16 protein-coding genes and 1 pseudogene are annotated in these 21,148 nt (G+C 33.6%); 9 read left to right on the top strand and 8 right to left on the bottom strand.

Features of this window, described 5'->3' with window-relative positions; genetic code table 11:
* Window positions 1-19: 19 nt before the first annotated feature.
* Entirely contained in the window at window positions 20-298 is a 279-nt protein-coding gene (locus BLT80_RS10010; RefSeq protein WP_092467504.1) for a hypothetical protein, read from the bottom strand.
* A 217-nt stretch (window positions 299-515) separates the two neighbouring features.
* Between BLT80_RS10010 and BLT80_RS10005 the strand changes: the two genes are divergently transcribed.
* Both BLT80_RS10005 and BLT80_RS10000 read left to right on the top strand, forming a co-directional pair.
* A complete protein-coding gene (locus BLT80_RS10005; protein WP_092467502.1) occupies window positions 516-2,957 on the top strand; it encodes a DUF5916 domain-containing protein in 2,442 nt (813 codons plus the stop codon).
* Window positions 2,958-2,996: 39 nt separating this feature from the next.
* Window positions 2,997-3,674: an ABC transporter ATP-binding protein gene (locus BLT80_RS10000; RefSeq protein ID WP_092467500.1), complete on the top strand. Its 678-nt coding sequence runs from the start codon at window positions 2,997-2,999 to the stop codon at window positions 3,672-3,674.
* Between the two features lie 7 nt (window positions 3,675-3,681).
* Here the strand turns inward: BLT80_RS10000 and BLT80_RS09995 are convergent, their stop codons facing one another.
* Together BLT80_RS09995 and BLT80_RS09990 are read right to left on the bottom strand one after the other, a co-directional pair.
* On the bottom strand, window positions 3,682-4,875 hold the full coding sequence (locus BLT80_RS09995) for a DUF3999 family protein (RefSeq protein ID WP_092467498.1): 1,194 nt from the start codon (window positions 4,873-4,875) through the stop codon (window positions 3,682-3,684).
* Between the two features lie 19 nt (window positions 4,876-4,894).
* Window positions 4,895-7,303 (bottom strand): DUF2339 domain-containing protein, encoded by a 2,409-nt coding sequence (locus BLT80_RS09990; protein WP_245710212.1) that lies wholly within the window; start codon window positions 7,301-7,303, stop codon window positions 4,895-4,897.
* A gap of 207 nt (window positions 7,304-7,510) precedes the next feature.
* Here BLT80_RS09990 and BLT80_RS09985 point away from each other — a divergent pair, with 207 nt between their 5' ends.
* From BLT80_RS09985 to BLT80_RS09965, 5 genes are all read left to right on the top strand, one after another.
* Complete coding sequence (locus tag BLT80_RS09985) at window positions 7,511-8,278, top strand: alpha/beta hydrolase (protein WP_175455585.1); 768 nt, start codon at window positions 7,511-7,513, stop codon at window positions 8,276-8,278.
* 2 nt (window positions 8,279-8,280) lie between these two features.
* Window positions 8,281-9,693 (top strand): leucyl aminopeptidase family protein, encoded by a 1,413-nt coding sequence (locus tag BLT80_RS09980; RefSeq protein ID WP_092467494.1) that lies wholly within the window; start codon window positions 8,281-8,283, stop codon window positions 9,691-9,693.
* Window positions 9,694-9,793: 100 nt separating this feature from the next.
* The gene (locus BLT80_RS09975; protein ID WP_092467492.1) at window positions 9,794-10,993 is read left to right on the top strand and encodes an ATP-grasp domain-containing protein; all 1,200 of its coding nucleotides are present in this window, start codon (window positions 9,794-9,796) and stop codon (window positions 10,991-10,993) included.
* 51 nt (window positions 10,994-11,044) lie between these two features.
* Complete coding sequence (locus BLT80_RS09970) at window positions 11,045-11,653, top strand: hypothetical protein (protein ID WP_092467490.1); 609 nt, start codon at window positions 11,045-11,047, stop codon at window positions 11,651-11,653.
* 14 nt (window positions 11,654-11,667) lie between these two features.
* Window positions 11,668-12,432: an RDD family protein gene (locus BLT80_RS09965; RefSeq protein WP_092467488.1), complete on the top strand. Its 765-nt coding sequence runs from the start codon at window positions 11,668-11,670 to the stop codon at window positions 12,430-12,432.
* 83 nt (window positions 12,433-12,515) lie between these two features.
* Here the strand turns inward: BLT80_RS09965 and BLT80_RS09960 are convergent, their stop codons facing one another.
* The 5 genes and pseudogenes from BLT80_RS09960 to BLT80_RS09940 all read right to left on the bottom strand — a co-directional run bounded on the left by BLT80_RS09960 (window position 12,516) and on the right by BLT80_RS09940 (window position 17,721).
* A complete protein-coding gene (locus tag BLT80_RS09960; protein WP_092467486.1) occupies window positions 12,516-13,718 on the bottom strand; it encodes a hypothetical protein in 1,203 nt (400 codons plus the stop codon).
* A 6-nt stretch (window positions 13,719-13,724) separates the two neighbouring features.
* Window positions 13,725-14,543, bottom strand: coding sequence for a type 1 glutamine amidotransferase (locus BLT80_RS09955; RefSeq protein WP_092467484.1), 819 nt, complete (start codon window positions 14,541-14,543; stop codon window positions 13,725-13,727).
* A gap of 45 nt (window positions 14,544-14,588) precedes the next feature.
* Entirely contained in the window at window positions 14,589-15,683 is a 1,095-nt protein-coding gene (locus BLT80_RS09950; RefSeq protein ID WP_092467482.1) for a carboxylate-amine ligase, read from the bottom strand.
* 343 nt (window positions 15,684-16,026) lie between these two features.
* Window positions 16,027-16,974: pseudogene (locus BLT80_RS09945) on the bottom strand (ATP-grasp domain-containing protein); the annotation flags it as partial.
* Between the two features lie 42 nt (window positions 16,975-17,016).
* On the bottom strand, window positions 17,017-17,721 hold the full coding sequence (locus tag BLT80_RS09940) for an esterase family protein (RefSeq protein ID WP_092467478.1): 705 nt from the start codon (window positions 17,719-17,721) through the stop codon (window positions 17,017-17,019).
* 463 nt (window positions 17,722-18,184) lie between these two features.
* On the opposite strand from BLT80_RS09940, the gene fumC reads away from it, so the two are divergent.
* Together fumC and BLT80_RS09930 are read left to right on the top strand one after the other, a co-directional pair.
* Complete coding sequence (gene fumC, locus BLT80_RS09935; protein ID WP_092467476.1) at window positions 18,185-19,582, top strand: class II fumarate hydratase; 1,398 nt, start codon at window positions 18,185-18,187, stop codon at window positions 19,580-19,582.
* Between the two features lie 82 nt (window positions 19,583-19,664).
* Complete coding sequence (locus tag BLT80_RS09930; RefSeq protein WP_092467474.1) at window positions 19,665-21,095, top strand: T9SS type A sorting domain-containing protein; 1,431 nt, start codon at window positions 19,665-19,667, stop codon at window positions 21,093-21,095.
* Window positions 21,096-21,148 lie beyond the last annotated feature (53 nt).

The following is a 21,148-nucleotide window of genomic DNA, read 5'->3' as shown; positions in this document are numbered from 1 at the left end:
ACTCTTCTGAGTGCTTTTTTTATGCTTTAGTTTCAACCTTATCCTTATTGAAAACATAAGTATAGACCCACATCAAAGTAAATGTTGGTATCACATCAAAGCCAGGTAACGCTTCCTCTACTAAAGTGATGACTCCTGCGACCTTACCAGCTTTTCCTGCATATAATTTGGTCATTAACCAGCCCGAAATTGGCGCCCAAATGATATCCGAAAATTCACCGATTCCGGGAATTATAAACGAGACTAAACCTAAAGCGTCTAAAAGCAGACCAATTACTAATTTTTTGTATTTATTCATATAGTGTCTTAATTACTAATGTGTTTAGAGCAATAATTATTCCAAATAAAATAGACTGCCATCTTCAAATTTAAATCTATAAATGGTAAGTGATGTCTTTTATTTTAACGTTTAATTAAGAACTTTGCTCAGCGTGAGAACTTAATTTTGTAAATATCGATGTAACAACCGCCAAATAATAACATCTATATCCTATTCTAAACGACTAAAACCATTTATGAACGCTCGTTCTTTAATTCTTTTGCTTACCGTATTAGGCGTTGCTACTTCTAGTATTGCTCAAAACAAAAAACCATTAAATATTCAACGTACCACACTAGAGCCAAAAATAGATGGCATTTTAGACGATGCGATTTGGGAAAATGCAGAAAGTGCGACAGGCTTTGTTTCTAATAGACCAGAAATTGGAAAAGAAGCTCCGCACGACGAACGTACAGAAGTAAAAATGACGTACGATGATAAAGCCATTTATGTTGCAGCTTATCTTTATGACGACCCTTCTAAAATAATGAAACAACTGACCAATAGAGATAATTTTGGTCAGACAGATTACTTTATATTAGTACTAAATCCCAATAACGACGCCCAAAACGACACCGCTTTTTATGTTTTTAGCTCTGGTCAGCAAGCTGATGCTATTCAAAGTCCAACTATTGGCGAGGATTTTGGTTGGAATGCCGTTTGGGACAGCGCTGTAAAAATTGTGGACGACGGTTGGATTGTAGAAATGAAAATCCCATACCGTACGTTGCGTTTCGCAGACCAAGACGAACCTACTTGGGGAGTGCAGTTCCATAGAGAGCTTAGACGATCTAGATCACGATATACTTGGAATCCAATTGATCCAACCCAAGGTTATTCCGGATTATACCATGCCGAAGTTAAAGGTCTTAAAGACGTAAAACCTCCCGTTAGGTTAAATCTCTATCCTTTTACAACAGGAATTGTAAATAACTATGACGGAGACACAGACACAGATTTAAAATTCGGAATGGATGTAAAGTACGGACTCACAGATAATTTTACCTTAGATGCGACATTGGTTCCTGATTTTAGTCAAGCCGGATTTGACAATGTTGTTTTAAACCTTGGTCCTTTTGAACAAACCTTCACTGAACAACGTCAATTTTTTACAGAAGGTGTCGATTTATTTTCTAAAGGTGGCTTGTTCTTTTCTAGACGAATTGGAAACAGACCTAGCGGAAGACTTAGTCTTGATGAAAATGAAGACGTCAACACACCTAATGAGGTTAAAGTTTTGAATGCGGTAAAGGTTTCAGGTAGAACTAAAAATGGCTTAGGTATTGGTTTCTTTAATGCGATTACAGAAAAAACAACGGCTACCATTAAAAACACAGTTACAAATGAAAAACGGAATGCCGTTGTCGAACCATTTGCTAATTACAATATCTTAGTTGTAGATCAACAATTTAATGGTAATTCGTCCGTAAGTTTAATTAATACCAATGTGCTTAGAGAAGGTCATTTTAGAGATGCTAATGCTACAGCACTAGTTGCGAATATTATTAATAAACGAAATACTTATAGTGTTGCAACAGATTTACGAATGAGCAATGTAAACTACCAAAACACAAGTAGTGAAACCGGTTTTAGCACCTATTTAAAGCTTGCTAAAATTCATGGTAATTTACGCTACAGCATAGAACACAGTTTCGCTGACACTGAATTTAATATCAATGACTTAGGTTTGCTATTGAGAAATAACTACAACTCTTTTAGTTCTGATATGTCATATCAAACCTTTGAGCCTAGCGGGAATTTAAATAACTATCGCATTAATGCCTTTTTTAATTACAATAGATTAGTAGAACCTAGCGTGTATTCTCAATCTAACTTCGGAGCCACATACCAAGCTACTACAACAAAATTAGATGGTTTTGGTTTTAGACTAAATATTGAGCCCGGCAAACAAAACGACTATTTTGAATCTCGAGATGGTAGACCATTTATATATGAAAACTATGTAAGTACTGGTGGCTGGATTTCATCGAATTACAACCGGAAATTTGCTTTCGATTTTAGAGCAAATGCTGGATCAATGTTTGAAGATGGCAGGGATTTATTTAATTATGATATTGAAGTTGAACCGCGTGTAAGGCTCAATGACAAACTTTTACTGATTTATCAATTTTACTATGATTTTACTAATGGTGGACGCGGTTATGCAACAGAAGAAGATGACCAATCGATTTTTGGCGAACGTAATAGACAAATTGTAACCAATAGTGTTTCTGCTAACTATGCATTTAATCCTTATAAATCTTTAGCCCTTAGTTTTAGACACTATTGGGATACGGTAAAATATGATGATGATTTATTTACGTTATTAGACTCTGGTAGATTAACTACAGATTCTGGTTATACAACAGATAACATAAGTAATGATCCCAATATTAATTTTAGCACTTGGAATATCGATTTAAGCTACTCTTGGCAATTTGCTCCCGGAAGTTTTTTAACGGCTTTATATAGAAATCAATTATTTAACAAGGATGCAATAGCTGAGTACAACTATTCAGAAAGTATTAATAATTTATTTGACCAACCTGTTCAACATACTTTTTCTATTCGACTTCAGTATTTTATTGACTTTAACGGTATGAAATCTATATTCAATCCTAATAAATCTGATTCTTAGTATTGTAGAATTAGGCATTAAGTATTACTTTCACATCGTATGAGTAAAACCGTTATTTCCGCAAAGCAAATTAAGAAAGCCTATAAAGACCTCGAAGTCTTAAAAGGTGTAGACTTAATCATTTTAGAAGGTGAAATCATTTCTATTGTTGGCGCATCTGGTGCCGGTAAAACGACACTGCTTCAAATTTTAGGCACCTTAGATAAACCCGATTATAAGTCAGATACAGAACTGATTATAAACGATCAATCTATTAAAACTTTAAATGATAAAGATTTAGCAAAATTCAGAAATAAGAACATTGGTTTTATATTTCAGTTTCATCAATTGTTACCTGAGTTTTCTGCTTTAGAGAATGTATGTATTCCTGCGTTTATTAATAACACATCAAAAGCTGATGCTGAAAAGCGCGCTATTGAATTGTTAGATTATTTAGGTTTAAAAGATCGCATTCATCACAAACCTAATAGCATGTCTGGTGGCGAGCAACAACGTGTAGCTGTTGCTAGAGCATTAATCAACAGTCCGAATATCATTTTTGCCGATGAACCTTCTGGGAATTTAGATAGCGAATCTGCAGATCAGCTTCATAATTTATTCTTTAAATTGAGAGATGAGTTTAATCAGACCTTTGTCATCGTAACACACAACCACGAATTAGCTGAAATGGCAGACCGTAAGTTGACTATGGTTGATGGGAAGATTGTTAGTGAATAACAAAAGACTAGCTCTTCTTCAACATCTTCAATGTAAAGCCTCCAAGGATTAAAATGACAATAAGAATAATGGCCCAAAGCCAATAACTGTTTTCAAATAGTGGTTTTACTTTTTCTTGTTTTTGCTTTATGATAACTTGCTCTGCTCCTATTTTTAAAGCTTTTAATGCTTTAGGTATTTTAGTTTCAAACTTAGCAATGTCGTAATTTGGTGTTCTCGCTGCGGGATTGCCATAAACCAACATATAATTTGCTGGTTCTGTAAATCGTCCCACTAATTGATGCTCGTAACCTTTTACAGAAATATCTTTTGTGGTTAGCGGCTGATTGTCGCCATTGTATATTGTTATTTTTAGATCCTTCGCAATCGTATTTGAAATTTTAAAACGATTGGCTTCAAGCGAGTTTAATATCGCATTTTTAATCGTTCTATAACTGTATTTCCACCCTTTTTCGGTTTTTATACTATCGCTTTTATATTCAATCTTTAAAGGTCTGTAATAATCAAACGTATTAGCAACGTCAATTTGTAATTGACTTATGGATACCGATTGTTCTAAGTCTAAATTAATTACGGTCGCTTTTTGATTCTTATCATCTGTGATTGCCATAGTCTTAATAGCATGATTCACAAAACTTCCTTCAGTAATTACGTATTTAAAAATCTGCGCTGATTGTAGTTCTAGCTGGTCTTTTTGTTTCACTAAAAGTCTAAAAAAACGGTATTTAGCATCCGGAAAATCTAGCTTGGTAAATTTAAAATCGGTCGTTTCATTTTTAATAGACATAATTCTATAATCTTCAAGAATTGTAAACCATTCTTGTTGATTTTGGCTGCCTTGCAATTCGATTCGCCAATCAAAATTTTGCTCTTTAAAATTTAGATGAATCTGATTAATAATATCTTCAGAATTTAACTGAAACGTAAAATAATAACCATTGGCTCCTTTCGTTTTATTGATGATATCAAATGAAATGGTTTTACTCACGATTTTTTCAGAAAGCACTTGCAATAAATACGGAGCTTCAATGGTATCCTTTTTTGTTATGCCATAAATCCGAAAGTCTGACAAATCAGAATTCACTTTTCCGAAGACAGCATCTGGCAATGTGAGCTTGTGCCACTCAGTACTCACATCATTTAATGCTCTTTTATAATTATAGCTTTCTATTTGTGCAGAGCAAAAGGCAAAACACCCCATAAGAAAACCTATAAATAGCCTAGTCGTTAACCTCATCCGTAATTTGGTTTTTGTATTTGTTGTATAAAAATGAAATGATTAAAAGCAGCACACCTAGCGATACAAATACAATGGTTTTTGAAATGGTATTAAGGTGTACAATATCATAAAAGAATAGTTTTATTAAGGTAATACCAAAGAAAATCATACCTCCAATTCGCAAATACGCTTTGTCTTTCCAGATACCAAAAGCAATTAATAAGAACGAATACACGCCCCAAAGTATGCTCAACCCAAGTTTATACGATTGCGTAGATTCCGATAGATCCATCCAATGAATAAGTTCGCTACTCAATACCCAGATTATGGAAACATGAAGTATAATATCGTAACCGATTTTATAGCCTTTGGCTATGCCTTCACGCTTAATAAATTTATAACACGTATATAATGCTAGTGCTAAAAAGGCAAAACACACATAACGAATCCATAAATGAAAGCTGCTTTGTGCAAAATATTCTGAAGGGTTTAAATAACTTTCTCTTAAGTCACTTAAGGCTAATAAACCTTGCGTTAAGAAAACGAATATACTGACCACTGTTAAGCCTAGGGCGATTTTCTCTAGCAATGTGTTTTTTATAAACTTGAAGTTGATAAACGACAACACTGCTACACATATTAAAGAATAATTGAGAACCCAAATGGTTTTAAAGTCTCTTAAGTCATAATTAAAGATCGACTCCTTATAATTGTCTTGAGTCGCGATGGATAAATTTGTAGTATGATATAACTGATCCCAATACATTTCAATTTCTAATCTAAAGGCGTAATAAGCAGTAAACACGAAAATTATTGGGATACCATATGACCATAAACGGTGCCAAATAGAAGTCGGTTGTGGTGCAGACGGATAGTCTTCTTTTCTATATAACCAAACAATAAATCCAAATGCCGAAACGAACAGTAACGAGGTTAAAAAATGAATATTAAAAATAAAAGGTATTTTATCCTCTAGTTCTAAGCCATAATAAGCACTATATGCAAAGGACCAATCTTGAAGAAGACTTATAAAGGCCAAAAGCATTAGCGGATACGATAATTTCTCATACACCGTAATGCCTTTTGTTCTCCCTAACCAGAACAATAACGCTGCTTCACTCACCCATAGTAAGGTCACCCAATTACCATCTAATTGTACCGGAATTGTAATGGTGATAAATACTAAAACCATAGCTGAAGCTAAGTAAAACAAGTTTTTATCTCCCAACTTCATTTTATAGAAAAGTACACTAACTATAAAATGAATAACCGCATTGCCAAGTGTAAACAATCCTAGCAGTTGTGTACCCGTTTCGTGGTTATCTAGAATAGCAAACCCAAAGCCGTAAAAGAAAAAGGAATTAAGTAGTAATAAAACAATATCACTCGTTTTAAACACCTCTTTTTTCAACATTTTATAAGCTAAAAATGTGACATAAAATATAATGAAGAATATACTTAAAAAACTTAAAGCCAGACTGAATTGTTCGTATTCATAGTATTCAAAAAAGAACCAGGACGCAAAAATGAGCCACGTAAATATGAACGCTGAATAGTAAAGTGATTTCCAATATTTTTTAAATGAAATAATTAAAATTCCAATATTAATTATAGCCATATAACTAAACAATACCTCTACTTGCCCAGAACCATTACTCAATAAAAACGGTACGGCATAAGCACCAACTAAACCAATATGTGCAATCACTTGCTTATTATAACTGATAGCTGCAACCACGGTAAATGTGGTAAAAACCACCATAAGTGCAAACGCAAAAACTTGAGGTATTAAATCGTAAAAACTATAGGCGAAAAAGGTGATAAAATATAAAATCACAATAGCACCACTAACTAAAACAGCACTGTAAGATTCATATGTTTCTTTTAGTTTAATACCAAATCCTAATAAACCAATAGCTGTTAAATAACCAAGGATAATCCGTGTTAATGGACTTATTAAATCATTTTCAATGGAATATTTAGCACCAATAGCCACACCAATTATAGTAATGATAATTCCAATTTTATTTAAAAGATTTTCACCAATAAACTTTTCAATACTCGATTTCGATTTTGGCTTTTTATCAGCTATAATTTTTTCTTCAGCTTGATATTCAGTTTCTAAAATAGGCTGCGTTTCATGATCAACAGATTCGCTAGCTTCAGTGATAAGTTCTACGACCTCTTTTAAATCTTTTACTGGTGATTCATCTGGCTGAATTTCCTCAAAAGTTGAAACGGTATTATCTTCAACGGAACCCGATTTTAAGTGATACAGTTCCTCTTTTAAACTATTAATTTCAGAAGAAAACTCGGCTTGCTTTTTAAATAGCAGCTCTAACTTCTCAATGAGTTTGTCAATAAGCTCTTGATTTGTTGCCATATACAATTGATTTGGTTGTCTTTTCATTAAGAAAGACAAGGCTAAAATAGTTTATATTATTAGAATCCTACAATTCAACAATTAAAGTTAGGTTTTAAACCATTTTAATCTCATTTCAAATTTAGCATATTAATTAACCTATCCTTTAAACATTGTTAACATCTGTTCAACTTTTTATGGCAATTAATATCATAAAATAGTACTTTCGTTATGCCTTAATTAAATTATATGACAGTGACGGAGTTCGAACCTATAATAGAAACACTAGAAGAAGCCTACGAAATACCACATCTTAATGCGACGCGTAAGATCTCGGCATTATTACCGCATGACTATTATGAAACTGAAAAACGCTATCCTGTACTCTACTTACAAGATGGTCAAAATCTATTTAATCCTGCTGCGCCTTTTGGTGATTGGGCTATAGATAAATCCATGGCACAGCTCGCAGAACAAGGTCTTGGTGATCTTATTATTATTGCTGTCGATCATGGAAATGAAGAACGTATAAGTGAATATTTACCTTATTATCATCCACGTTTTGGTGAAGGAAAAGGAAATTTTTATATTCAATTTATGATTGAAAAATTAATCCCATACATCAACAGCCATTATAGAACCTTAACCGATTTTGAAAACACAGGAATTGGAGGTAGCTCCATGGGAGGCTTAATTAGTTTACATGCAGGCCTCAAAAACCCTGGTGTTTTTGGTAAAATGATGATTTTCTCACCTAGCCTATGGTTATCTAATAAAATTTTTAAAAGCACTAAATCTTTTGAACCATTAGAAAAATCAAAAATATATTTGTATTCTGGTGGACAAGAAAGTGCAGAGCATTTGCCAAATGCACATAGACTTGGAGGTATTATTCAAGAAAAAATGATTAATGGGTATCATATTGATTTCCGTTTTTCTATAAATGAACATGGAAATCATTCTGAAGCGCATTGGAGAGAGGAATTTCCAAAAGCCGTAAAATGGCTCTATTTTAATTCATAATTATGACTTATAAACATACAAAAGCATTAGATACCACAAAGGACTTTATACTACCTTGTAGAAAAGACCAACTAGATACGATCAAAGAATTTTTACCTGTAGAAAATCCCGATTTCGACGGTAGTTTTTCTACGTATCAATTACTTTACGGTAAGGTAGGTAATCGTATATACCTCATTGGTTTAGGGGAAGATAAATATAGTGCTCAAACAGAAAATACATTTCACAAATTAGCATTCGAAACTCAGAAGCATTGGGATAAATCCATTCAAGTTTATGCGGAAGATTTAAGTGATGATGAAACAAAGAAAGCAGTCATTGGAATTGAAATGGCGCAATATGAAATTGGTGAATTCAAATCTAAAAAAGAAAAAGCCAATACCACTACAGTGTCATTTTCAGCATCTAAAAATCTTAAAAACATTTTAGAAGAAGGTACCTATACAGGTGAAACCATCAATAAAATAAAAGCCTTGGTTGATGCTCCACCAAATATTAAAACTCCAGAATATCTAGGAGATTGGGCAGAAAAATCAGCAAAAAAAGCAGATTATAAATGTACCGTTTTAAAGCATAAAGAACTCAAAAAACAAGGCTTTGACGCTGTTCTATCCGTTGGAAAAGGAAGTGTAAACAAACCTGTAGTGATCATTACAGAATATACACCAAAAACAACTAAAAAAGTAGATATCGCTTTAGTTGGTAAAGGTATTACGTTCGATTCTGGTGGATTATCTATAAAACCATCAACCAACCTTCACTACATGAAAAGTGATATGGGTGGAGCTGCTGTAGTTTTAGGTGTTGTAGAATTGGTGGCTAAATTGAAACTAAACATTAATATCGTTGGTATTGTGTGTTCAGCAGAAAATGCTGTTGATGCAGAAAGCTATAGACCAGGTGACGTGATTAACTCCTACTCTGGTAAAACCATTGAAATAATTGATACAGATGCTGAAGGCCGATTGGTTTTAGCAGACGGCTTAAGTTATGCTGTTAAAAACATTAAACCAGAATACTTAATTGATTTAGCAACCTTAACAGGAAGCGTGGTAAGAACTTTAGGTTACGAAGCTGCAGGCATGTTTACGCATAACCAAGATATGGCGAGCACTATGTCTGACATTGGTTACAAAGTTCACGAACGCGTGTGGCAATTACCAATGTTTGAAGAATACAAAACTGACTTACATAGCGATATCGCAGATATCAGGAATTTTAGTGGTAAACCTTTAGCTGGTGCGACTAATGCAGCACAATTTTTAGAGTCGTTTATTGAAGACCACAAAAACTGGATGCACTTAGATATTGCCGGAGTATCATTTGGATCTTCGCCTTATGCAAAGATGAAAAGTGCTTCAGGTTATGGCATTCAATTAATTACAGAATTTATTAAGAAAAAAGCTTCAAAATAATTATCAGTTTCGTAAATTGTTTGTTCATTATAATTATCAACCAATCAAACTGTGGCTTTACTATAACAAGCGAAGCCATAGAGATTCTAACTAAGAAAACATGTCCAAACAACCATTAAATTTCCTTTGTATTTCTACCTATTTTAAAGGTGAAGATTTTCTAAAAAGTGTTAAAGCTGAAGGTAATAATGTCTATTTATTAACTAAAAAGAAGTTAGATAAAGAACCTTGGCCATGGGAATCCATAGATGACACTTTCTATATTGAAAAGTGGAATCATGAAGACGTGGTAAAAGGTATCGCTTATAAATCGAGAACCATAAAATTTGATCGTTTTGTAGCACTCGATGATTTTGATGTTGAAAAAGTAGCACTACTTCGAGAGCATTTTAGAATGCCAGGAATGGGCAGAACTACGGCACACTATTTTAGAGATAAGCTCGCCATGCGTATGAAAGCTCTAGAAGAAGGAGTTAACGTCCCAGAATTTACAGACTTATTTAATAACGATTCTATTAACGACTATGCAGATCGTGTTAGTCCACCATGGTTAATTAAACCAAGAATGGAAGCCTCTGCAACTGGTATCAAAAAAATACAGTGTAAAGATGAATTGAGGCAAGTCATCAACGACTTAGGTGACGAACGTGATAATTATTTAGTCGAGAAATTTGCGCCAGGAGATGTTTATCACGTTGATGGATTAAATGTTGATGGGAAAGTGGTCTTTGCCAGAGTCAGTAAATATTTAGACACACCATTTGAAGTCGCTCATGGTGGTGGTATTTTTAGATCGGCAAGTTCAAAAATTGGTTCTAAAGAAGAAAAAGGCTTACAAAAAATGAATGCTTCAGTGATGAAAGCCTTCGGTATGCAATTTGGTGCGTCTCATACAGAGTTTATTCAATCTAAAGCTACAGGCGAATTGTTCTTTCTAGAAACATCATCTCGTGTTGGAGGAGCTAATTTAGCAGAAATGGTAGAAGCTGCTTCTGGTGTGAATCTTTGGGGAGAATGGGCAAAAATTGAGGCTGCTAATCTTAGAAAGAAAACCTACAAACTTCCTAAAATAAACAATCAATATGCAGGCATCGTGGTGTCTTTAAGTCGATTTGAACACCCTGACACTTCTAGTTTTACAGACAAAGAAATTGTTTGGCGTATGAATAAAGCTTGGCACATCGGATTAATCGTCGTTTCTGACTCTAGCGAACGTGTTTTAGAATTGTTAGATCAGTATACAGAACGTATTGGCAAAGAGTTTCATGCGAGTTTACCTGCACCTGATAAGTCTGTGTAATTTTTAAATCAATCTTTTATAATAGCCTTTTATCTAAAATCGGAAAATAATATGCTAAAATTATGGAAATTAAGTGATTCTAAAACCAATAAATTAATTCTAGTAAAAGACAACTGTATTTATAAAGGAAACCCAAAACCTGATGAATTAAATAAGCTAAATTCAGATTCGTCTGATCTCGCATTTTTAAATCACCTTTTTAGTATCCCATATTCATATATCACGAGTATTCAAAGTCAAGTTGGAAAGAATGAAATTAAAATATATTTTGGTAATGGTTCAGAAGAAGAACTAATTATAAAAGATAAAAACACAAAAAAAGAAGTTTTTGATTTTCTAAAACAAGATATTCCCCATTTTAAATATAGTTCTGAATTGCCAAGTGTCTTGAGATATGCCAAACCTCAATTTTTCGCTTTATTATTTATGACGGCATTATTTATTTGGTCTTTATATTTAGCAATTCAAATTGAAAATGGTGCTGAATACGAAATTATTGGAGGCGGAAGAAGTATTACTAGTATAGTCCTAGCCATTGCAAATTTAGGTGTTTTTAAAAATATTATAGGTTATATTATATTGCTTGGAATAATATCAATATCACTATTTGGAAAATTAAAATCACGCAGTGAAACAGAGTTTTTAATTAGGCAGAAGTAATAGATAACTATAGAATGAAAACAGAAACGAATAACCAATTTCAATTAGCAAGTAGAAAAAGAAGAATCGCAGCGTATATAATCGATCATTTTGCGATGAGTTTTCTAATCGTTTCAATTACATTTTTGGCGCTTGGATCAGATTTTTTAAACGAACCTGATTTTACCACCATCACAGCAACTATGTTAGTTGTTTTGCTTCCTGGATTTGTAGTCTATTTTGGGAAAGATGCAATTAAAGGCATCAGCATTGGTAAATGGATTATGGGAATAATGGTTAGAGATGAGGCCAATTCTGAAAATGTACCTTCATTTGGAAAACTATTATTTCGGAATTTATTTCTTATCATCTGGCCTGTTGAATTTATTGTACTGGCGGTAAGTAATGAGAAAAAACGACTTGGAGATAAAGTCGCTAAGACTATTGTAGTTAAAAACCCTAATAAACCGAGTAAAACACCTCGAGTTATTGCTTTAATTGGTATTGGTATCGTTTTTATAACTTTTATGGTGCTGTTCACAGGGTCTGCAATGAAAAATTCGAACGCTTACAAAATAGCCGTTGAAAACATAGAACAAAATCAAAAGATTTTAGATGAAACAGGCGGCATAACAGGTTACGGTATGATACCAACTGGCAGTATAAATATTAGTAATGGTTATGGAGAAGCGCAATTAAAAATTAAAGTTCTAGGAAAAGACAATGATCTCAGTGTTGGTGCTTACTTAACTAAGCAACCGAATGGTGAATGGGAGGTCATAAATCTTTCTAAAGAATAGTAATTTTAGCGCTGATAACAATCTTAATCATCAGCATTTCAATAAATCAATAACTTACTTCTAGAAAATAGCAACGAGAGATATTATCCCTCAAAAAAACCAGTGCTACCTCCTACCCACGTTTTATCCTTATTGTATTTTACTCCAACCATTTCACCTTTACTTAAGCGCATCAAGTTGCTTACAATTTCGGTTTTGTTGGTTTTAGAATTGTGAAGCATCATCATTCTTATTTCGCATTTTGCTGGCACATCCATCGTTTCAATAACTGGTGCATAGGCCACTTTTTCTTGCAATAAATAATTCGATTTATTAGAAATAGCATCAATCATATCTCGTGTTACATGAATCTGAACTCCTGCGCCTGCAAATGAATACAACGGTTTTAAAACGTAGTTTTCTAAGTCAGTCGGAATTTGCTCAAGCGTATCTAAATAATAAGATTTTGGCACATAATCCCCTTTTAATAAAGGCATGGTGTATTTGCTAATTCGGTAAAACCAGTTAGGGTGACCAATCCATTCGGCATCAATCTCATCTTGAAAACTGAATTCTGTCTTCAAATCTGTACGTTGGTGTAATTCATCAAAAATAATACGATTGTATATTTTAAGAACTTCCACTTCACCTCCATCTTTATCTAAATAAAACAGTGTTTTCCCTCTCTTTTTTAAATCAGTAATACAAAGTACTTTTATACCAAGCTTTGCAGCTGTAGCATAGAAATCTATAGCTGTAGCTTGTTGTTCTGGTTCTATTTCTAGTAGAATAACTTGCTTAGGATCAGTATCACCTACAATTTCTTGCTTTAAAAGGTTTATATAATCGTTGGTAGTCATGCCATTAAGATGTTGCGAAAAATCACTTGGAATAGTGTCTCCAAAATGCTCGCGATACTTACTACCTATCAATTCTTGAAAAAAGTATAACGAAGGAAACCCTTGTAATTCGATCAATTTCGGAGTCAATTCGCCATTTTCATCTTTACAAATTCCAAAATCTAATTGTATAAATTTTGAATGTTCATCCTCGTTTGGCACAATCGTATTGGCATCAAAAAAAGCACCATCTGTTAGCTCCTTAAAGTTCGGCTTATCAATAACAGACATAATATCATTACAAGCGTCAACCAATTTTTGTTTTAAACCTTTCGGAATAAAAACGGGTGTTTCTGCAATTTTAAATTTAACCTTAAAATTAAATGACGTATCAATATCGTCTAAGAAAGATTGATACTTTTCTTCAGAGAAATTAGCATTATAAGCGTCGCGGATAGTCTTTATCATCTTAAATTATGACATTACAGGTTGATTAACTTTACTAATTGCATTTCGAATAAACTTTGGTAAAATAGTATTATAAGTCAACTCAATTTTTTCAGGATCATCAATACGATCCATCATTTGGTTATACTTTTCTTCGCCAAAACTATCAATAACCTTCTTTTTATTTTCCGCTTCTCCAAAATAGGCCTCCATGCTCACAGGTTCAGCTTCAGGATGAAATTGCGTTCCCACAAATTCGTCAGAAAAACGAACGGCCATAATAGCACGTTCTAATTCGACATGTGTTCTAATCTTTTCTAAACTTAAAATAGTTGCTCCATGGTTTTTAAAAACAGTTAAGCGTGGCTGAATAAGTTGCCAATCGCGAGAATCTACCGCAAAAAACGGATCGCTTAAACCTTCAAAAATGAGATCATTATGCCCTTTTTTCGTTTTATGAACACGTAAAATTCCAAAAGAAGTACTACGTCTAGGTTTTAACTCTCCTAATTGAAAATAATGACACATCACCTGAAATGAATAACAGATAAAAAAGACAGATTTTTTTTGTTCAGAAGATGATTTATTAAAATCCCAAAGCTCTTGCATTAATTGCAAGTATGGTTTCCTCCACGCGCCGTCATCTAAAGGACTTCCTGGTCCGCCACTAGAAATATAAATATCGAAGGATGTATCTGGTATTTCTAATTTTGCTCTAACATTGAAGATTTGGAAATCAACTTCATCATTAAATGTACTCACAATTTCTTTAATGCAACGCAGCCCCTGATTGGGTGCATCGTTATTCATATCTAAAATTGCTAGTTTCAATTTATCTTTTTTCATATCAATTTGCCGCAAAAGCGGTAATCCATTAAGTAGGGTTTATTTTTATAATCCTGAAATAGTTTGTTCTGTAATATAGTCAACCACTTTAGTAAGGTCGTTTGTTTGTTTAAAAATTTCTAATTGACGGTCTGCACCTGTACCATTCTTAAGCATTTGGTGAATGTATTCAATTTCTTTTCTAGAACCTAAATCATCTACAACATCGTCAATAAACTCAAGTAATTCTAGCATTAAAAGTCGCGTTTCTACTTCAGCTTCTTTTCCAAAGTCAATCATTTTTCCATCAATTCCATAACGACTTGCTCTCCATTTATTTTCGTTTATCAACGCACGATGGTAATTCATAAAATTAAGATTATGCTTTCTTAAATCATATAATTTAGCCACTAATGCTTGTATAATTGCAGTAATACAAATGGTTTCGTCAACGGTCAAAGGTACATCACAAATTCGAACTTCTAAAGTTGGAAAAAATGGGTGTACTCTAATATCCCACCAAATTTTCTTTGGGTTATCAATACATTTCGTCTTCACTAAAAGATTCACATAATTTTCGTAATGTGCATAATTTTCAAAAACACCAGGAATACCTGTTCTAGGGAATTTATCAAATACTTTAGATCTAAACGACTTAAAGCCTGTATTTCTGCCTTCCCAGAAAGGAGAATTGGTTGATAAAGCATATAAATGTGGTAAAAAATAACGCATGGCATTTACCAAATGTATAGCCATCTCCTTATCTGCCATTCCAACATGAACGTGCAATCCAAAAATTAAATTAGAACGTGCTGTATCTTGTAATTCCGTAATTATTTCATCGTAACGCGGATTAGGTGTAATGAGTTGATGTTCCCATTTTGAAAATGGATGTGTGCCTGCTGCACCAATTTTAAAACCTAAATCGTTCGCAATACCTGATATTGATTTTCGTAAATGCGTAATTTGTTGTCGAGCATCAGTAACATCTTCACAGATATTTGTTCCTACTTCTACCACAGCTTGATGCATTTCAGCTTTAACTTGGTCGTTAAGGACTTTGGCTGCCTCTATAACTATTTGTTGGTCGTGAGAAATTAACTCGCGAGAAACAGGATCAATAATTTGATACTCTTCTTCAATACCTAATGTGAACTTCATATAAAACGAGGGTTAGATGAAACCTGACTATTAAAAATAATCAGGTTTTTGAGAAATTCTATTTTTTGGCAGCTTTGGTCTTAGTTGCCGCTTTTTTAGCAGAAGCTTTCTTTTTAGCTACTTTTGGTGCTGGAGCTTTTTTTACAACCGGTTTTGGTGTCGTTGAAGCTTCACTAGCGACAGTCTTTGCTGGGGCTTTTTCAACCTTTGCTTTTGCTGGAGCTGTTTTTTTACTTGAGACTGCTTTAGTTGAAGTCTTTTTAACTGCTGCCTTTTTTACAGGTGCTTTTTTAGATGACGCTTTCTTAGTAGAAGTCTTCTTCTTTGGTGCTTTTGGAGCTGCAATTTGATCTGTAACAAAACTTCCCCAAGTAAGGTTCATTTGACCCTTTTTGTATTTCTTTGCTTTTGCAATCGCCATATCAGCTGCGTTCTCCACAATCCAATCAAAATTTTCTTGGCCTACAGAATTAATATCAGCATCTGGTGCCGGATTACAAAAATCAATAGCATAAGGAATACCATCTCTTACTGCAAACTCAACAGTATTAAAATCGTAACCTAAAGCTTTATTTAATTTGATACAGTAGTCTTCTACTAAATCTAAAATTTTCTTATCAACTGGATCTCCATCTAATACATAACGTAAGTGGTGTGGATTTCTAGGCTCATATTGCATAATATGAATTTTATCAGTTCCTAAGGCGTAACATCTAAAATATTCAGTAAAGTTGATTTCTTCCTGAAGCATCATCACTAAATTCTCAGTTTCACCATGCTTTTCCCATAAATCTTCCGGACTTTCTACACGGTAAACACTTTTCCAGCCTCCACCATCATGTGGTTTCATGTATGCAGGAAAACCGATTGTTTTAAACATTTTTTCCCAATCGAAAGGAAACTTCATGTTTCTAAAAGAATTGGCATCGGTATCTGGTGGACGATGAGATGATGGTAAAATAAACGTTTTAGGCACTGGTACTCCAATAGATTCAGCTAATGCATTATTAAAGAATTTTTCGTCTGCACTCCACCAAAAAGGATTGTTTATGACAGCTGTTCCTGTAATAGCTGCATTTTTTAAATACGCTCTATAAAAAGGAACATCTTGAGATATTCTATCTACAATAACTGCATATTCATCAGATTTTGCTTGTTCTACAGTATCAATAGACACAGCTTCTGCAACCATATCTTCTATACCTTGTGCTTTAATTTTTTCGTTAACTCTGTCTATAAATGCCCAAGGGAAGGTATCTTCTTGACCAAATAAAATGCCTATTTTTCTCATATTGAAAATAAATTTGATGGTTTAATTAATTAGTTAGTTAGTTTATAGTTTTGATAGATAATGTGGAAACATTTTATTCCATAACGGCCAGTCGTGCTTAGCTGATTTATGTTCATCGTACCAGAAAGGTATGTTTTTTTCTGTTAATATACTAGCCATTTTTTTATTGGCATCTAAACAAATATCCCACTCACCTACTCCTAGAACAATTTTCATATTCCATAAATCAGGATGGTTAGCTCCTGGTAGAAAATCTACAGGATTGTTGAAAAACACATTATCGTCATAGTGGCCGTCTACGAAAGATTTAATATCAAAAGAGCCACTCATACTAAACATATGACTTACACGTTCTGGATGTCTAAAAGCAAAATTCGCAGCTTGATACCCCCCAAAACTAGGACCTGCAACCGCTACCTTATCTGTACCTTTATCATGGCATACTTTATTAACCACTTCGTTCATAATGAATTCATCGTACCATACATGATTTTTAGCACGTTCTGCAGGATGAATATTCTTATTATACCAGCTTAATTCGTTGATACTGTCTGGACAATAAATTTGAACCAAACCTTGCTCAACAAACCATCTTGCAGATTCCACAAGTTTCATGTCTCTACATTCATTATGCTTTCCCATTGTTGTAGGGAATAGAATTACCGGATAACCTGCATGTCCAAAAACAAGCATTTCAATATCCTTGCTTAATGTTGGTGAGTACCATTTAAAATGTTCTTCTTTCATGTATTTTATAAATTATTCCTCAAAGGTCACATAGAACATCCTTATAAAGTCTATAGCTACCCATGCAGCTTTTAGACAAGGACGTTTCAATTGTTTAATTTTTAGTTAGTTAATCGAAATTTTAAGTCGGCTAAAATAAGCTATTTGTATCAATATTTAATTCATTGTTATTGAAAACTAAACAGTTAATCAATCACTTAATATAAGGACGTTTTTAAATATCGTTATTTAAATTGTAAATCGATTAACTATAGTAATTGTTTTTATACCTTTTTAATAATTCTACATTTATAGCAGTTTAAAATTGCTAAATCTGTAAAAGTTAAAATGTACTTATTTTTATGAAAAAAAATTTAATACTTATTAACTATTTGAATTAAAACCTGTTCAAATAAAACCTTCTTTTAAATCAATAAAAACTTACAAAACCGTTAAATTTGTAGTACATCAAATATCAGTACACATGAATTACCGAATAGAAAAAGACACAATGGGCGAGGTTAAAGTGCCTGCCGACAAACTTTGGGGAGCACAAACTGAACGCTCTCGTAATAACTTTAAAATTGGTGCTTCTGCATCTATGCCTTTAGAAATCGTTTATGGCTTTGCCTATTTAAAGAAAGCAGCGGCTTACACCAACTGTGATCTAGACGTTTTATCTAAGGAAAAACGCGATTTAATTGCACAAGTTTGTGATGAAATATTAGAAGGCAAGCATAATGATCAATTTCCATTAGTCATTTGGCAAACAGGTTCTGGGACGCAGAGTAACATGAATGTGAATGAAGTGGTAGCTAATAGAGCGCATCAAATTGCCGGACAAGTTATTGGTGAAGGCGAAAAAACAATTCAACCAAATGATGATGTCAATAAATCACAATCCTCTAATGATACGTTTCCTACAGGAATGCATATTGCAGCGTATAAAAAAGTTGTAGAAACTACGATTCCTGGTGTTATTCAATTACGAAATACGTTACATAAAAAATCTTTAGAATTTAATACGGTTGTAAAGATTGGTCGTACACATTTAATGGATGCGACTCCATTAACTTTAGGACAAGAATTTTCTGGTTATGTGTCTCAATTAGATCATGGCTTAAAAGCTTTACAACACACTTTACATCATTTAAGTGAACTCGCTTTAGGAGGTACTGCTGTAGGAACAGGAATGAATACACCAGAAGGTTATGATGTTTTAGTAGCGAAATATATTGCTGAATTTACAGGCTTACCTTTTGTTACTGCTGAAAACAAATTTGAAGCTTTAGCGGCACATGATGCTATAGTAGAAACGCATGGTGCCTTAAAATTATTAGCAGTGTCATTAAACAAAATAGCCAATGATATTAGAATGATGGCTTCTGGTCCTCGTTCTGGAATTGGTGAAATTATAATTCCTGCAAACGAACCAGGTAGTTCAATAATGCCAGGAAAAGTAAACCCAACACAATGTGAAGCATTAACTATGGTTTGTGCACAAGTTATGGGTAATGATGTTGCGATCTCTGTTGGAGGCACTCAAGGCCATTATGAACTTAATGTGTTTAAACCAATGATGGCCGCTAATATTTTACAGTCTGCTCAATTATTAGGAGATGCATGTGTTAGTTTTGAAGAACATTGTGCAAGTGGCATTGAACCAAATCACCAAGTAATAAAAGAGTTATTAAACAACTCATTAATGCTAGTAACAGCACTAAACACTAAAATCGGCTATTATAAAGCAGCTGAGATTGCAAATACAGCACACAAAAACGGTACTACTTTAAAAGAAGAAGCTGTAAATTTAGGTTATGTTTCTGCTGAAGATTATGACGAATGGGTAAAACCAGAAAACATGGTTGGGAGTATAAAATAACGATTAAAAGCACAAATACACGTTGAAACGCATTGGGTTGCATTTATTTACTATATTCGTATCTTACAAAAACTATGAAATTATGAAACAAAAATTACTTCTACTATCTGGTTTGTTATTATTAAGTTTAACCAGTAATGCTCAAATTGAAGTTACTAAAAGCACAATTGATGCTAGTACGCCTGCTAAGCCGTATGCTGTAGCAACAGCAGACTTAACTAACGATGGTAATATCGATTTAGCGATTGGCACCTATGATAGTAGTGTAGTAACATGGTATAAAAATAATGGTGATGACACCTTCGAAACAGGAATCACTCTTGAAGCAACGGGTACAGCTGCACTATCCTATATTGAAAGCATTACCATTGCTGATTTAAATACTGATGGTCATAATGATATTTTAGCTACAGGATCTTATAATGATAATTTAGTGTGGTTCGAAAATAACGGAGATGAAACTTTTCAACCTGCTGTATTAATCGCAACAGGAATTGCAGGAGCTGGAGCAGTAAAAGTCGCTAATATTGACAATGATGTTAATGATAATCTAGATATTATTGTAACCGCTTATACTTCAAACTCAGTTGTTTATTTTTTAGGAAATGGAGATGGAACTTTTGGAACGATGCGAACCTTAGCTCTGGAAGGTACCGGAGCGGGACCTGCATCTTTTGATATAGGAGATTATGACGATGATGGTGATTTAGATGTTGTTGTTGGCTATACCGGAAATGGAGACGTTAAATTATACGATAATACGGTTGCACAAGACGGTCTTGATATCGATGGAAACGTAATATTTGTACCATATACTAATACTGTAGACGCTGACAATGGATGGCTATGGTCTGTGATTTTTGCTGATGTAAATAATGATGGAAATCTAAACATAGTTAAATCTGATTCTGAGCCAACTTCAGGAAATCCAACATTAGCTTGGTTTACTAACGCTTCTAGTGGAATAGACACTACTTTTACGGAAGCTATAGTTTCAACAAGCTTTTCACATGGTGGAGCTGTTAGTGTTGCAGACCTAAATAATAATGGTTCCAACGATCTAATTCTGGGAAATAGTTACGTGTCTGGAGTAGATTTAATTTGTTTTGAAGGCCATGCGTCAGGAACTTTAAGTGATGAGATTGTTTTAGATGATACTACTGGTTCCATCTTCTCAATGGCTTTAGCAGATTTCAACAACGATAATAAATTAGATATTGCTGCAATTAGTTACCTCGCAAATGACGTAACTGTTTTTTATAACAACACAACCCTATCTACAACTCAATTTAAATTAACAGATGTAGTTCTATATCCAAACCCAACAAAAGATTTTTTAATGTTTGAAGGTTTAGATAATAACATCACAGTTTCTGTTTACGATCTTTTAGGAAAACAAGTCATTTCTCAACCTCTAGCTATTGGAGAAACACTTGATGTTTCAGAATTAGCACTTGGTATTTATACGCTAAAAATAAATAATGAAGTGACTTCAAAATTCATAAAAGAATAAAATAAGAGTATTAAATACTTATAAAACGCTAGTAAATTATGACTAGCGTTTTT

It is taken from the genome of Winogradskyella thalassocola (genome assembly GCF_900099995.1).
Lineage (GTDB): Bacteria > Bacteroidota > Bacteroidia > Flavobacteriales > Flavobacteriaceae > Winogradskyella > Winogradskyella thalassocola.
The sequence above is the reverse complement of the archived record's forward strand: the minus strand, read 5'-3'. Positions and strand labels throughout refer to the sequence as shown.